Source organism: Streptococcus oralis, assembly GCF_001075875.1.
In the GTDB taxonomy this organism is placed as follows: domain Bacteria; phylum Bacillota; class Bacilli; order Lactobacillales; family Streptococcaceae; genus Streptococcus; species Streptococcus oralis_I.
In genome coordinates this window covers 1-14,315 of record NZ_JUOS01000041.1, presented here as the reverse complement: position 1 = coordinate 14,315, position 14,315 = coordinate 1, and the positions used below count along the sequence as shown (strand labels likewise).

Here is a 14,315-nt window from a genome sequence, read left to right as displayed (position 1 = left end):
CCAAGTTGGTCCTCTCCAGGTTATAACTTTTCATCAACCCACTACAGTTGACAAAGAGCCGAAAAAAGATGAAAACACCTGAGATGTTTTCATCCTTTAGAATTATTTTTCTTGTTTGCGGCTAGTCCAGAGGGCTGTCGCTCCAAGAATCATACCCAATAGCATCATGAAAATAGATTGTTCACTACCTGTATTAGGAAGTAATTTTTCTGATACGACTGTCTTGTTGGCAAATTTATCTGCAACCTTATAATCAACTTTTACAGTAGATGTTTGGGCAGGAGTTGTTCCTTGATTTTTCCCTGATGGAGTTGTTTTTGTTGCTGAGTCCTTCTCAGTTTTAGCTGGAGTTGTCTCTTGAGTTTTTCCTGGCTTAGTTGCATCATTTCCTGAATTAGCCGGAGTTGTTCCCTGATTTTTTCCTGGTTGAGTAGGAGTTATTGCTGGATCTTTTTCTGGTTTAGCCGGATCTGTTGCTGAATCTTTTCCTGGTTTAGCCGGATCTGTTGCTGAATCTTTTCCTGGTTTAGCTGGACCTTGCTCTTCTGGCAGTTTAAATGTTTTTGAATCCACAGAAATCGTGCGTGAATTTGGATTTACCTTTTCATACTGAGACAAATCAACCGTTTTGAGATAGTCTTCAAAGGCAGCATCCATTGAAGGACCTTCTTCTCTGGCACCACCAAGCATGGTATAACCGTCACCACCTGCCGCAAGGAAGTCATTGGTTGCTAGGTAGTAGATTTTTTCCAAATCTAGTTTTTCATAAAGACCAGTCGCACGATTCTTAACTTGAATAGCCAAGACACGTTTGCCTGCAGTTAAGTTTGTATCGTAATAGACCTTGGCTCCTGAAACCTGTAAGAATCCACCACTTGGCTCTAGCAATGGTTGACCATTTTCATCCAAGACAGTTTTTCCTGCCTTATCAACCTGCAAAATAGATCCGAGTGATTTTTCAAACATATCCAGAACTTGCTGACCAGTTACTTGAATTTGTGAGATTGTGTTTCCAAATGGTAAAACCGCAATGACATTTCCTTTTGTAATTGGTTTACCCTTGGCAATCGTTTCACGCAAGCCACCACCATTTGTCACAGCGATGTCTGTTGGATGACTGAAGCCTGTTTGACCGTACTGGTAGAGAGAATCTGCGACAACATTTCCAAGGTTAGTTTCACGGACACGGACATTTTCACGGTCACCGTTCAATTCAACTGGACTATTTGAAACGACTTCTATAGCATTTTCAGCGTCATACTTTTGTTTGATGTCCTTGACAAGTTTTTCAATTTTTGGATTAGCTTCCAATTTCTTAGCATCTGCAGCCGCAATGATTGAAGGATTACCTAATAATTGTCGAGATTTGTATGTGATTTTACCAACGTTATGGAGATAGCTTCCTGTCTGGTTGTATGTCACATTGTCACCATAAGTAGTCGATTCTACTGTATGAGAGTGACCGTCAATCACTGTAACACGCTTACCTTTCAAAAGAGGATTTTTTGAAAGTGCTTCTGCAAGTGTTGAACCACGCCATTCTACAGGTGTTGTTGTATCGACTCCCAAGTGAGCGAGAACAACATAATGTTTGTAGTCTTTGCCTTCTGCCAAGGCTTTAGCTTGAATTTCTTCGATAACCTTGTTAACCTCTGCAATAGGTTCTGTAAAGGTTACGCCTTTAACATTTTTAGGGTGGGTCTTGGTGGCTGTTTCAGGTGTTGTCACACCGATGACGACAAACTCATCACCTTCAACATCCTTGTTCTTATCAACAATTGTTGCTGCTTCAAATAAACGAGCCCCATTCACATAAGTGTTTGAGCTGAGCAATGGGAAGTTCAAGATTTCTTTGTATTTTTTAGCTTCGTCAAGTCCAAAGTCAAACTCATGATTTCCTACAGCCATAGCATCGTAGCCCATCTCATTTAGGATTTTGGCACGTGCTTCACCCTTTGTAGAGTTTGAAATTGGCAGACCTTGGAAGGCATCCCCTGCATCCACCACTAGAGTCGTTTGATTGCCCTTTTCGCGCTCCTTCTCAATAACTGTCGCGAGCTTGGCATCTCCAATTACTCCTTTTTCTTCTACGATACGACCATGCACGTCATTAGTATGCAAGATAACAGTATCTGCTTCTTCTTTTTGGGTTGCAGCCTCTTCAGCTGGTGTTGCCGGACTTGTAACAACCTCAGGAGTCGCTGCCACTACTGGTGCTTCTGTAGTGCTCACAACTTCTGTAGCTTCTGAAGTACTAGTGTTTTCTTCAGCATAAACTTGTCCAGCTAAAAAGGCCGGAGCTAATAGAGCTGTCGATAGGACAGGCAACAAAAAACGTTTATTCATATTGGAATCCCTTTCTCTTCTTTCTTTTACCATTATACGCTATTTAGCATCATTTTAAAACTTTTAACCTTTTTGAAGGTAACCTATCCGACATTTCATAAAAAAAGTCTGAACAAAAAGCTCAAACTCTTTTCTATATTATTATTGAAAATCTTTGATGTTACCATCGTAATCCGCCCAATCTTGGCTAAAGAAACGATCATTCATTTGGTAATTAGGTACTGTTGTTGGATTACTCAAAAAAGGATTTACAACCTTATCAAACGCCAACCAGCCTAACCAACCAATATGAATCGTATCCTTAACAAAGTAAGGATCTCCACCATTTTTTGAAAAATCAGCAATATTGGTAAAACCTTGACTCTCCAACTGGTAACGAATTTTTTCAACTGTGTGTTGATACATCTCCTCACTTAGCCCGGTATAATCCATCCATTTTTTATTGACGGGTTGAAAAACAAAGAGCACATTTACCTTAGACTTAGCAAATTGATCAAGCACTAGCTGCAAATCATTGTACTCAGGTGATTTGAGAAAGTTAAAATTCTTTTGAGATCCTTCCCATTTTTTCCAATCTTTCTTTAACTTAGTATTGTAAAAATGATTATCTACTCCCAAATCATTATTGGTTGTATTTTCTTCACCCTCTTTTCGCGCGATATTTTCCAATTCTTCATAAGAAAATTGTTCTGGGAGGCTACCCAAATATTTTTCAATATGATCTTTGTACTTTAATCGACCTCGAATGGAGAATTGTCCAAAAATAGCTGACTGTTTCTCATTTAATTGCGACGAAATATTAATCATACTTTGGTCGAACTCTGATAATTTTTCTCCTTTGGCTAATTTCTCAACGATGCTCTTCATAGAAACACCAGGATTTTGCTTTAAGAGTCTATTGGCAGCATACTGAGAGGCTGCATCCCCAGATTGATTTTCCAAGAAGGCAGTCAACTGATCATTATTAAAATAGGTTTGAAAAATAGTCGGGTCATGATCCTCTTTTGTAAACCACTGTGGAGAGATCACAAATACCGCTTGCTTATTTTCAAGCTCGGATGTGATTTGTTGTATCCCAAAATACTGGCTGAGGGTAGCTACTCCTGCCTGTCCCATAAAGTAAGGACGATAAGAACGGTCATATTTTTCAGCCAGTACTGCTGGATGCATACTATCAAAACGCATCCACTCACTAGATCCAAAAAAAGGCACGAAACGCATATCAGGATCCGTAAGAGCTCTTACTTTTTGGCTTCTTTCCTTAAAGCTTTCTGCACTTATCGAAGCGGCAGAGTATTTTTCCTCCATGAGATTATGACTTGGGCTACTTGGATAGAAACAGATAAGAAGGCACACCAACAAGACCGCTACAAAGATAGGCCCGAAGATTAACCACAGGCGTTTAAGCATTCTTTAACTCCGTGATCCCTGCTACGATTTTATTAGCTGTATTCCAGTCATCACGACCAAATTCTGTAACTGGGACACGAATATCAAAGCGATTTTCGATTTCCACAATTAATTCAACTGTTCCCATACTGTCCAAGACACCCGCATCAAAAAGATCCTCATCCATCATGTCAGAAACATCTTCCATAAACAATTCATCAATAATTTCAATAACTTCTGATTTGATATCCATTTTTTAACTCCTTTTATTTTTTAAACCATAAATCATTCAAAAATCCAGAGAAGATTAAGAATGAAATCATCACGACATGGAAGGTTATAACCATGCCAAGCAACTGAACCCAGCGATTCTCAGGCAAGGGAGCTTGCCCTGCTTTCTTACGTTCCTTATTGAGCGCTTTTTTCTTTCGAGCCCAAGCATCATTAATCACTAAACCTAGCCCATGAAAGAGCCCATAGACAATGTAAAACCAAGTTATCCCATGCCAGAACCCCATAAGGAGCATGTTCAGGATATAGGCGACACTTGAAGTCACATTTCGATTCTTAAAAAGCTTCTTTCTTGTCATCACCATGACCATGCGCATAAAGACAAAGTCACGAAACCAGAAGGATAAACTCATGTGCCAGCGATTCCAAAACTCTTTCAAATCTCTGGACAAGAAAGGTTTGTTGAAGTTAATCGGACTACGAATTCCCATCAGATTTGAAATAGCTATAGCAAACATAGAGTAACCTGCAAAGTCAAAGAAGAGCTCCAAACCAAATGTGTACATGATGGCTACTACATAATAGTTAAAGACGCCACCTGTTTGTAAAGCTAAATTCTTTAGCGGTGGTAATAAAATCTCGCCTAAAATATGAGCTAGGATAAATTTATACAAAAATCCCCACATGATATACCGAACGGACTCGGCTAGCATATCCATCAACTCATCGCGCTCTGGTATTGTCTGATAATTTTCATTAAAACGTTTGAAACGATCAATAGGACCACTTGAAAATGTCGGCATAAAGAGAAGAAAACGCAAATACTCCCACATATTCAAATCCTTAATGACTCCATCTCTCAGTTCGATGATGATTCCCACTGAGCGAAAGGTCAAATAAGAGATTCCTACAAATCCCAGGAGAGACTGTGTACCGTTAATAGCTGGTTGCACCTTGACAAAGACGATGGGAAACAATGATAATAAACTTACTAGGTAGAAAATCCATTTACCATCTCGGACTTTTCGATATTGCTTGTAAAAAAGAACCAGTACCATTTGCCAAATTAGATAGATTCCTAAGGCAGCTAATTGATTGGTCTTGCCTCCCGTCAACATAGTGACTATAAAGAACAGACTAACCAATATTTCATACCAGCCAAAACGTTTTTTGAAAAAAAGACCGATAAAGATTGGCAAAATAGCAGTAATCACATACAAAAAGTACTGCGGATTCCCATAAGGCTCAATATGAGGAAGCTGTTTAAGAAGCTCCATCATCTATTGTTTACCTCGTTAATCAATCCTTTGATGTCAATCTTGCCATTTGGAGTCAGTGGTAATTCCTCTCTGTAAAGAAACTTAGATGGCATCATGTAAGACATCATAATATCTTCCAAGTCTTCCTTGATAGCTTTCGTGATATCAATTTCGCGCTCAAATTGTTCTTTGATGCCATCTTTTAAGATAACATAGGCCAAGAGATTTTGAACCTTGTGATCTTTATTATAGCGCGGTACCGCAACAGCCGAGTCAATGTACTGAGATTTGTTCAAGTTTTGAGAAACATCTTCTAGCTCAATACGGTAGCCGTTAAACTTGATTTGGAAATCCATCCGTCCACCGTAGAGAAGAAGGCCTTCATCCGTCATAGTTCCGACATCTCCCGTATGGTAGGCTGGCAGACCTTCAAATTCGAAGAAAGCTTCTGCTGTTTTCTCAGGATTATTCATATAACCTTTTGAAACAGCCGGTCCAGACACGATGATCTCACCTTGTTCCCCATTTGGCAATTTATTTCCTACCTCATCAATGATGAAGGTTGGAGAATCTTCTTTGGTATAACCAATTGGCAAGCGTCTAAGTGTCGCTAACATCTCATCTGTAATAGCAACTGCCGACAAAGCAACTGTTGCTTCTGTTGGACCGTAAGCATTGATGATGCGCGCATTTGGGAAACGTTCGCGTAATTTCTGAGCAGTTTTAACAGTCAACTCTTCCCCATCAAAGTAGAAATGGGTAATGCCTGGCATCTTTTCAGCATTGAAATCTTCAGATAACATAGCCATATCTGCAAAAGATGGTGTCGAAGTCCAGATAGCAATCGGAAGAGAAAAGATAGTTGCAAAGAGTTGTTTGAAGTCTTGAGTAATGGCTGATGGGAGGGCAAAAAGCGTTCCTCCAAGAGCCAAGGTCGGTGCCCAATACATGACAGACAAGTCAAAGGAATAGGGCGGTTGCGCCAACATTTGCGGACGTTCTGGCGTTGCAAACTCCTTATCTGTGATCATCCAGTTGGTGAAGCTGAGCAAGTTATCATGTGAAATCTGCACCCCTTTTGGCTTCCCAGTCGTCCCCGAAGTAAAGATGATGTAGTAGTTATCATCCCCTTTGACCGGATGTTGCAAATCATAGGCATGTTGAGCCGCATAAGCTTCACGCACTTGCTCCAAGGACATGATTGGAGCAGCTGGGTTTTCAATTGGAAACTCATTGATGGCGATGATTAGGCTTGGCTCAGCTACTTCAACAATCGCAGACACGCGCTCCAAGGCAGAGTGGCTATCAATTGGGATATAAGCATGGCCAGATTTGGTCAAGGCCACAAAGGTTGCTAACATTTCATATTCTTGACCACCAAAGACCACAACAGGTGACTTTTCAGGAAGTCCAATTTGGTCAATATGGGCTGCTAAGCTATCTGAATCCGCCTTCAATTGGCCATAGGTATGCTCTTCTCCAAGGACATTGTAGACCGGAAAATTAGGCTGCTTTTGAGCATAATGCTCAATGGTTTCAATCATATCTACTATTGGTTTATTTGACACAATAGGGGTTCTCCTTTAAGTTAAAATTCATTATAGATAAAGCTACCTTGAACCTGACCGAGATAACTAAAAAAGTAAAGTAGGCCCAAGAAAATGATAAAATACAAGGCTGTCCGACCAAGAAAGAGATAGAGTTCATTTCTCTGTTTCATCAAGAAAAACCTTTCATTCCTGTAATTTTCAACTAAAATAAAATCTAATTTCTTACTAACTTATTTTTCTGCTATTATACCACTTTATAAACTATTTTTTCAATTGTTTTCCGTCCATTTCCACTACATTTCAACATCATTAAATTGTTCCATATGATACCTTCTAATGATAGCTTTAATGCTTTCCAGTATAGATTATATTGGGAGCTACAACAAAGTAAGCTCTATACTACCTATAGAGGACTTCCCCACTATAAATATTATAGAGCCTTATCTTATGTCTCACTTTATCGGTAGAATTCCCTTTATCTAGAGATTTTTATAATATGTAATCTTAAAATTCACTATAGATGAAATCTTGAATGTTCGAAAAATCGGTCACAAAACAATAAATCACGATGCTTAAGATAACCGTATAGAAAAATAGCGTCCATAAGATTAAACGGTGTGTGTTAGTTAGCTTGGTTTGCAAATTTGTAAAGTTCTTTTTCAACTTCCATCCATCCTTTCACCCCAACGTGCATCACGTCAAATAAAAAGTAATCTTCATACTCTTTATTTCCATAGTTTAACACCGTAGCACCGTGGTTTTTGGCAATATTTTCTATTTTTTTGTAAGTTTCTTCACGCATTTCTCGTGAAACACCTGTGTAATCATTCCATTTTCCATTTACTGGAAAAATAATGACTTCAACTTCAATTCCCAATTCCTTGGCAACTGTCAAGAAAAGTTCCATATCTGAATACTCTGGTGACTCTATGTAGCTCAAGTCTTTGTTAGAATCTTTCAATGAAGCATAGCGGTCTCTCAAGTAGGTATTGTAGTAGTTATTATCCACAGCATAATCATTGTTATCTGTTTTCTTTTTAACTTCTTCTACAAACTTCTTCGTCATCTCCTCCCAATCATAGTCTGGAGTTTTATCTCCTGATAAGGGATAATCTGATTTCTCATGATTTTCATAAAATTTTCGTTTGAGCTTAAAAGAATATATCACGTTATTTAACTCTAATAGTTTTTTATCAACAATGGTTCCTTTCCCATCTATGAAATAACTTTTGTATTTTTTGTAGATGTCATTTTGTTGCTTGTTCCCCTTGGTAATCTCAATAATGCGATTGATTAGTTTTTCTTTTGTTTCCTTACTAATCTTGTCATTATCTAGCATGTGGAAAATATGTTCTTGAGAAGCCTTGTTCAAAAAAGCATCTTGATGGGTTCCATCTTTTTCAAACCACTGAACAGACTCTATGATGGCTACTTTTCGCTTACTCATAGCCCCCTCAATCGAGCTCAAGGTTGTAGCCTGAATGATATTTTGAGAATAACTAGTCCCAATCTGCATGATATTGAAATCGTTATAGTTAAAAATTCTATTAGGATGATAATCTTCATCCTTTGTCGCAACCAACTCAGATGATCCCAATAAAACCAGTGTGTTGGGAGTAATATTACTTGTCAGAATATCTCTACTTTTATATTTTTCATACGAAGTGCTATAGCGAATACTGTTATCCTTAACTGTATAATAATCATCAATCTTCTTGACATATGTCACATTTAAAAGAGCAAGAGTCGCAATTACGAGCACAAGCGATAGTAAAAATGCTTTTAACTTAATCATCTTGTTTTGTCCAATCTCCTTGTTTTAGCAGATCTATTTATCTACTTAGAATTGCCATAATTATCTTATAAGGTTCACCTGAAAAGATAAAGAAGCCAACCATAACTAAATTCATGGTCACAAACCAACTTATTAGCTTGTACCAAGTTTTATTTTTATGTTTCTTATAAAAAGTGCTTTTCTTTTGATAAATTTCAAATCCAGACATCAAGATTCCATGGTAAAAACCATAAGCGATGTAGCTGACACTAATTCCATGCCAAAATCCCATAACCAACATATTGACCATATAGGCATAGGCTGCATTGTGTAATCTATTCTTAAACCATTTCTTTCTGATAACCTGCATCAAAACTCTTGAAAATACGAAATCTCTCAACCATGTTGACAAGGTGATGTGCCATCTAGTCCAGAAATCCTTGATATCAATACTCAAGAAAGGTTTATTGAAATTCATCGGTGTCTGAATACCCAAAACATTACTGCTTCCAACAGCCATCAAACTATACCCCGCAAAGTCAAAAAACAGATAAAGAGTATACAGGTACATATATTTGATTGAGTAGACAACTGTACCAGTATTGCTTAGAGCAAGTAGTATCTGGTAAACATAGGTTGATAAAACAACCTTGTAGAGAAGGCCTAAAACGATGCGATAAATACCATCACCTGCTAACTCTAGGTAGTCTTTTCTAGGCATGACTTTATTGATCTCTTTTAGAAATCTTCTGCTACGATCGATTGGCCCAGAACTAACTGTAGGGAAAAAGAGTAGAAACTGCAGATAATCTTTTACACTGATTTTTTCTTTGATTAAACCATCCGATATTTCTAGCATAATCTGAATGGTCTTAAAGGACATGTAGGAAATCCCAATAAAAGCCAACAAATGTAGCTGGGTTATGGCAAAGACTTTATTGACCACTAAAGGTAAAATGGATAACATAACTAGAGGTTTTAACCGTTTTGAATCCATTCTTTGTGCTATGAAAACTAGAACATATTGGTAGATGATGAAAGCCAATAGATAAACAACCATGGATTTACTCTTACCATAGATGGCTCCTGCAAATAAAATTGACAGACTTAAAATATAATAATCCTTACGCTTGCTAAAATAGTTTAAAACAAAGCCAATCAGTAAAACCACAAACAATAGAAGGAAAAACTCATTCCCCTCAAAATAATTCATACCAGGTGGACTCCTTTTCTCTTTTTCTCATCTCCTGATTTGTCATTTTAGGATTAGTCCCTATCATATTATCAAGGATAATTAACTTTATTAATTATATCATAATTTAAAAACTATATACTTCTATTATCCAATTTCCTAAAATAAAAAAATAAATGACTCTTACCACTAAATCCCAATAACGAGACAAAATTATTCACAAAATAAATAAAATCCAAGAGTAGAAAATTAACTTGACTCAGCTTTTTCCATCAAGTCTCCTAAATACTTTTGTTATCCCTTTCCTTTTCTTCTTCAAGCGGAACATAATATAAAAAATGCCAGAATAATCCTCAGAACTAGCAAACACCCCACTCCCCCTTTGGGCATTTTTATGCTAAAATAGTAGCTATGGATAAAATTATAAAAACAATATCAGAAAGTGGATCTTTTCGTGCTTATGTACTAGACAGCACTGAAACTGTCCGCACTGCTCAAGAAAAACATCAAACCCAAGCTAGCTCAACTGTGGCACTCGGACGTACCCTCATTGCTAGCCAGATTCTCGCAGCCAATGAAAAAGGAAATACCAAACTAACAGTTAAGGTGCTGGGAACTAGCTCTCTAGGGGCCATTATCACCGTCGCTGATACCAAGGGGAATGTCAAAGGCTACGTTCAAAATCCTGGTGTCGACATCAAAAAGACTGCAACTGGCGAAGTCCTAGTCGGGCCTTTTGTCGGAAATGGTCAATTCCTCGTTATCACAGACTACGGCACTGGAAATCCTTACAACTCTATGACTCCCCTCATCTCGGGAGAAATCGGTGAAGATCTAGCTTTCTACCTAACAGAAAGTCAGCAGACCCCTTCTGCAGTCGGCCTCAATGTCCTTTTGGATGAAGACGACAAGGTCAAAGTCGCTGGTGGTTTCCTCGTTCAAGTTTTGCCAGGAGCCAAGGAAGAAGAGATTGCTCACTTTGAAAAACGTATCCAAGAGATGCCAGCTATTTCGACTCTTCTAGAAAGCGATGACCATATCGAAGCCCTTCTCAAGGCTATCTACGGAGACGAACCATACAAACGTCTGTCTGAAGAAGAAATTCGTTTCCAATGTGACTGTAGCAAAGAACGTTTTATGAAGGCTCTTTCTAGTCTTCCAAGCTCAGACTTGCAGGAAATGAAGGACGAAGACCACGGGGCAGAAATCACTTGTCAATTCTGCCAAACTACTTACAACTTTGATGAAAACGACCTGGAGGAACTCATTCGTGACAAATCTTAATACACCTTTTATGATTGGCAATGTTGAGATTCCCAATCGTACCGTTTTAGCACCCATGGCGGGAGTAACCAACTCTGCCTTCCGTACCATTGCAAAAGAGCTTGGAGCTGGACTCGTTGTCATGGAAATGGTCTCTGACAAGGGAATCCAATACAACAACGAAAAAACTCTTCACATGCTTCATATCGATGAAGGCGAAAACCCAGTCTCTATCCAACTTTTTGGTAGCGATGAAGACAGCCTAGCACGCGCAGCAGAATTCATCCAAGAAAACACCAAGACCGATATCGTTGATATCAACATGGGTTGCCCAGTTAATAAAATCGTCAAAAACGAAGCTGGGGCTATGTGGCTCAAGGACCCAGATAAGATTTACTCTATCATTAACAAAGTTCAATCTGTCCTTGATATCCCCCTTACTGTCAAAATGCGCACTGGCTGGTCTGATCCATCCTTAGCCGTGGAGAATGCCCTCGCTGCTGAAGCTGCAGGCGTTTCTGCCCTTGCCATGCACGGCCGTACACGTGAGCAAATGTACACAGGTCACGCAGACCTTGAGACTCTTCATAAGGTTGCACAAGCTCTGACCAAGATTCCATTTATCGCTAACGGAGACATCCGTACGGTTCAAGAAGCTAAACAACGCATCGAGGAAGTCGGTGCCGACGCCGTTATGATTGGACGCGCAGCCATGGGAAATCCTTACCTCTTCAATCAAATCAATCATTACTTTGAAACTGGAGAAATCCTGCCTGATTTAACCTTTGAAGACAAGATGAAAATTGCCTATGAGCACTTAAAACGCTTGATTGATCTCAAGGGAGAAAAGGTTGCGGTCCGTGAATTCCGTGGCCTCGCTCCTCACTATCTCCGTGGAACATCAGGTGCAGCCAAACTCCGTGGAGCTATCTCACAGGCAAGCACACTTGCAGAAATTGAAGCTCTCTTACAGTTAGAAAAAGCATAAACGTATAAAAATTGGCAAATCTCAAATTGAGATCTGCCGTTTTTTATATATTTTCATCTTGCAAATCTAGCTGCTTCACTCTAGCAATATAGTATGCCATAATCAACAACAAATTAAAGCTGACAATCCAAATAGACCATTCATGGAAAAAATGCATAGATACAGCCAAGCTAATGGCCCCCACTACGAAACTACCTACAACAATACCATAGTTCAAGGCTTGACGACGATATTCTTGAATATCTCCTTCTCCTCTAACGATGCGATACAAAGCAGTCAACATTTTTCGGTAATTTCCAGACGTCATAAAAATGACATAGGGATGATCTTCAATCAAACTACCCGTAAATGTTAGCATCATCATTCCAGTTCCAAAAGCAATAAAAGGAACTTCTAATAGAGGAAAGCGGGAAAAGAAGGGCAGAACAAGGGTCCCGATAAATAAGGGAAGTAGCATCTTAACACGCCAATAAGCTGTTTTGCGATATTCTTTCATGTGTAAGGCAAAAAGAAATCCTAGGGAAAAGAATATAATCGAGCAGAATCGCAACATGGTATTGATGACATGTGAGTCGTGCCAATCTGATATCAGTAGGAGAATGTTCCCTGTCTGTGTCGCCACCAAACTGTGATACTGAATGTGACAGAATACATCCAAAGAACCACCGATAAAGCCAAGAAACACTCCCATGAGTCGTGTGTTTTGAGGTAAAATTAATTGATCCGTCATTGATTCATCACTCGTTTCCCTTTAATGCATTCATTATACCACTTCTCTCGGAGAAACTAAGTGAAAAATGGTCAGTTCAGGTAGACATGATTACATATACTCCTAAGTTAGTCTCATCTCTGGAGTTCATTTATGATGTCTTATCAACTTCAAATGCTGTAGGTACTCGTCAACTGAACTATTTTTAAACAAATTATTTCTGTACTGAAGTCTATGGCTTAATCAAAGTAACACTTGAAACAGTACCATCTGCACCCGTTGTAATTTGGATGACTTTTCCACCACCTACTTCAGCATTGTATTTCCCATCATCAAGGGTATAAGAATAGCTTTGGATAGAGTAGTTTTCTTTCTTACCATCAGCAGATTCTACTGTAAATTGACCAGCTGATGAAACAGTGATCGTTTCACCATTCGCACCCTTCCAATTTCCAGCCGCAGCCGAAAAATCTTTGTCTACCATAGTCAAGACACCTTTATAACGTTTGTTGTGCTCTGCTTGCTTGTCTTGGAGTTTGCGATCAGTTGCTGGATCATAAGCTGACTGATTCGATTTTGCTTGTGTTCCTTGTTGATTGGATGGGGCTTGAGAAGGGGTTTGCTTAGCAGAAGGTTCTTGATTTTGTTTTGTTTCTGGTGCTGGTGTTGCTTGCGATTGGTTAGTAGTAGTCGTTGACTGATCAGAAGATGATGATTTAGCTTTTTCTGTTGAAGCTGAACTTGAGGACTTCTGAGTCTTGTTCTCTTTACTTGAAGAACTTGCCTTAGAACTAGAAGATGCTTGTGTTGTCTTGCTAGAACTATCACTTGCAGTATTCTCTTTCTTATTGCCACAAGCCCCCAATAGTAATGTTGAAGCGAGTACAGTTGCAGCCATTAATTTGATATAAGTTTTATTTTTCATTTTATGCTCCTTTTGTAACATTTTCGAAATGTTAAGAAATATTTTTGTAACATTATTGTAATATTTGTTTTTGAATCCGTCAACTATTTATCTAAAATTTTTTAGAATTATTTTTTAGTACATTTGTTTCCTTATCCCTCCTATATCTTTTATTCGTAAAGAATTAAAAAAACAGGAAAATTTTTCCTATGAGAATACTATATTTTACATGTGTAATCGCTTGCATTTTTTTCTTGAAGTGCTATAATAAAATTGAAATAGGATATTGGAGGTGTAGGTTTATGTCAAAGAAATATTACAAATATCTTCCTTGGTTGATTATTGGTGCTTTCTCTTCTTATGGGATTGCTACTCATTACGCTCAAACAACATTTGATTTGTTCTATTTAACTGCCATTTTCATGATTGTCTATGTGTCTCTAATGTATTTACACGAACACTATTTAAAATATAAATACAAGGATTTATTCATTCGAATCATGAGCAATTCAAAGAAAGATAAACATCCTTAGTAGTCAAAAAGAGAGAGGGGGACAGAAATCGGTAATTCGTTAGAATTCGATTTCGTCGTCTCACCTCCGCACAGTTGAGTAGGGCTGTAAAAGCTGATGAAATCAGCGTAGTAGAGTCCACTCAACCACTGCGTCTTGCTCGACAATCCAAAGACAATTGAGAGGCTAGGACTTTTG

General features: G+C 38.5%; 14 protein-coding genes. 3 read left to right on the top strand and 11 right to left on the bottom strand.

The window, feature by feature from the left end; translation table 11 throughout:
- Positions 1-102: 102 nt before the first annotated feature.
- The 8 genes from nt5e to dltB (ADM33_RS02860) all read right to left on the bottom strand — a co-directional run bounded on the left by nt5e (position 103) and on the right by dltB (ADM33_RS02860) (position 9,762).
- Positions 103-2,346 carry a cell surface ecto-5'-nucleotidase Nt5e gene (gene nt5e, locus ADM33_RS02895; RefSeq protein ID WP_049503098.1) on the bottom strand — a complete coding sequence of 748 codons (2,244 nt, stop codon included), beginning with the start codon at positions 2,344-2,346 and terminating at the stop codon, positions 103-105.
- Positions 2,347-2,487: 141 nt separating this feature from the next.
- Entirely contained in the window at positions 2,488-3,756 is a 1,269-nt protein-coding gene (gene dltD / locus ADM33_RS02890; RefSeq protein WP_049503097.1) for a D-alanyl-lipoteichoic acid biosynthesis protein DltD, read from the bottom strand.
- Positions 3,749-3,988, bottom strand: coding sequence for a D-alanine--poly(phosphoribitol) ligase subunit DltC (gene dltC / locus ADM33_RS02885; RefSeq protein WP_000351968.1), 240 nt, complete (start codon positions 3,986-3,988; stop codon positions 3,749-3,751). Before dltC ends, dltD (ADM33_RS02890) begins: the two co-directional genes overlap by 8 nt.
- Positions 3,989-4,001: 13 nt before the next feature.
- Positions 4,002-5,246: a D-alanyl-lipoteichoic acid biosynthesis protein DltB gene (gene dltB / locus ADM33_RS02880; protein ID WP_049503096.1), complete on the bottom strand. Its 1,245-nt coding sequence runs from the start codon at positions 5,244-5,246 to the stop codon at positions 4,002-4,004.
- Positions 5,243-6,793 carry a D-alanine--poly(phosphoribitol) ligase subunit DltA gene (gene dltA / locus ADM33_RS02875; protein WP_049503095.1) on the bottom strand — a complete coding sequence of 517 codons (1,551 nt, stop codon included), beginning with the start codon at positions 6,791-6,793 and terminating at the stop codon, positions 5,243-5,245. Before dltA ends, dltB (ADM33_RS02880) begins: the two co-directional genes overlap by 4 nt.
- A gap of 20 nt (positions 6,794-6,813) precedes the next feature.
- Complete coding sequence (locus ADM33_RS02870; RefSeq protein ID WP_004254020.1) at positions 6,814-6,945, bottom strand: teichoic acid D-Ala incorporation-associated protein DltX; 132 nt, start codon at positions 6,943-6,945, stop codon at positions 6,814-6,816.
- A gap of 452 nt (positions 6,946-7,397) precedes the next feature.
- Complete coding sequence (dltD, locus tag ADM33_RS02865; RefSeq protein ID WP_049503094.1) at positions 7,398-8,570, bottom strand: D-alanyl-lipoteichoic acid biosynthesis protein DltD; 1,173 nt, start codon at positions 8,568-8,570, stop codon at positions 7,398-7,400.
- 37 nt (positions 8,571-8,607) lie between these two features.
- Positions 8,608-9,762, bottom strand: a complete 1,155-nt coding sequence (gene dltB / locus ADM33_RS02860; protein WP_049503093.1) for a D-alanyl-lipoteichoic acid biosynthesis protein DltB — start codon at positions 9,760-9,762, stop codon at positions 8,608-8,610.
- 390 nt (positions 9,763-10,152) lie between these two features.
- Here dltB (ADM33_RS02860) and hslO point away from each other — a divergent pair, with 390 nt between their 5' ends.
- Both hslO and dusB read left to right on the top strand, forming a co-directional pair.
- Positions 10,153-11,025, top strand: coding sequence for an Hsp33 family molecular chaperone HslO (hslO, locus tag ADM33_RS02855; protein WP_049503092.1), 873 nt, complete (start codon positions 10,153-10,155; stop codon positions 11,023-11,025).
- Complete coding sequence (dusB, locus tag ADM33_RS02850; RefSeq protein WP_049503091.1) at positions 11,012-11,992, top strand: tRNA dihydrouridine synthase DusB; 981 nt, start codon at positions 11,012-11,014, stop codon at positions 11,990-11,992. The genes hslO and dusB overlap by 14 nt, the downstream gene beginning before the upstream one ends.
- A gap of 43 nt (positions 11,993-12,035) precedes the next feature.
- Here dusB and ADM33_RS02845 read toward each other — a convergent pair whose 3' ends face one another.
- Both ADM33_RS02845 and ADM33_RS02840 read right to left on the bottom strand, forming a co-directional pair.
- A complete protein-coding gene (locus tag ADM33_RS02845) occupies positions 12,036-12,722 on the bottom strand; it encodes a YoaK family protein (protein ID WP_049503090.1) in 687 nt (228 codons plus the stop codon).
- A gap of 211 nt (positions 12,723-12,933) precedes the next feature.
- Entirely contained in the window at positions 12,934-13,626 is a 693-nt protein-coding gene (locus tag ADM33_RS02840; protein ID WP_049503089.1) for a hypothetical protein, read from the bottom strand.
- Positions 13,627-13,907: 281 nt separating this feature from the next.
- On the opposite strand from ADM33_RS02840, the gene ADM33_RS02835 reads away from it, so the two are divergent.
- The gene (locus tag ADM33_RS02835) at positions 13,908-14,138 is read left to right on the top strand and encodes a hypothetical protein (protein ID WP_049503088.1); all 231 of its coding nucleotides are present in this window, start codon (positions 13,908-13,910) and stop codon (positions 14,136-14,138) included.
- Here the strand turns inward: ADM33_RS02835 and ADM33_RS11645 are convergent.
- Positions 14,135-14,315 (bottom strand): hypothetical protein (locus ADM33_RS11645; RefSeq protein ID WP_342621211.1); only part of this gene is annotated, 181 nt, incomplete at its 5' end. The genes ADM33_RS02835 and ADM33_RS11645 overlap by 4 nt on opposite strands.

What these genes read in the sequence shown, in the direction of transcription:
- ADM33_RS02845 (WP_049503090.1), bottom strand. Translation starts at nt 12,722, where the DNA reads ATGACGGATCAATTAATTTTACCTCAAAACACACGACTCATGGGAGTG.
- ADM33_RS02870 (WP_004254020.1), bottom strand. Translation starts at nt 6,945, where the DNA reads ATGAAACAGAGAAATGAACTCTATCTCTTTCTTGGTCGGACAGCCTTG.
- dltB (WP_049503096.1), bottom strand. Translation starts at nt 5,246, where the DNA reads ATGATGGAGCTTCTTAAACAGCTTCCTCATATTGAGCCTTATGGGAAT.
- dltD (WP_049503094.1), bottom strand. Translation starts at nt 8,570, where the DNA reads ATGATTAAGTTAAAAGCATTTTTACTATCGCTTGTGCTCGTAATTGCG.
- nt5e (WP_049503098.1), bottom strand. Translation starts at nt 2,346, where the DNA reads ATGAATAAACGTTTTTTGTTGCCTGTCCTATCGACAGCTCTATTAGCT.
- ADM33_RS02840 (WP_049503089.1), bottom strand. Translation starts at nt 13,626, where the DNA reads ATGAAAAATAAAACTTATATCAAATTAATGGCTGCAACTGTACTCGCT.
- dltB (WP_049503093.1), bottom strand. Translation starts at nt 9,762, where the DNA reads ATGAATTATTTTGAGGGGAATGAGTTTTTCCTTCTATTGTTTGTGGTT.
- dltC (WP_000351968.1), bottom strand. Translation starts at nt 3,988, where the DNA reads ATGGATATCAAATCAGAAGTTATTGAAATTATTGATGAATTGTTTATG.
- dltD (WP_049503097.1), bottom strand. Translation starts at nt 3,756, where the DNA reads ATGCTTAAACGCCTGTGGTTAATCTTCGGGCCTATCTTTGTAGCGGTC.
- ADM33_RS02835 (WP_049503088.1), top strand. Translation starts at nt 13,908, where the DNA reads ATGTCAAAGAAATATTACAAATATCTTCCTTGGTTGATTATTGGTGCT.
- hslO (WP_049503092.1), top strand. Translation starts at nt 10,153, where the DNA reads ATGGATAAAATTATAAAAACAATATCAGAAAGTGGATCTTTTCGTGCT.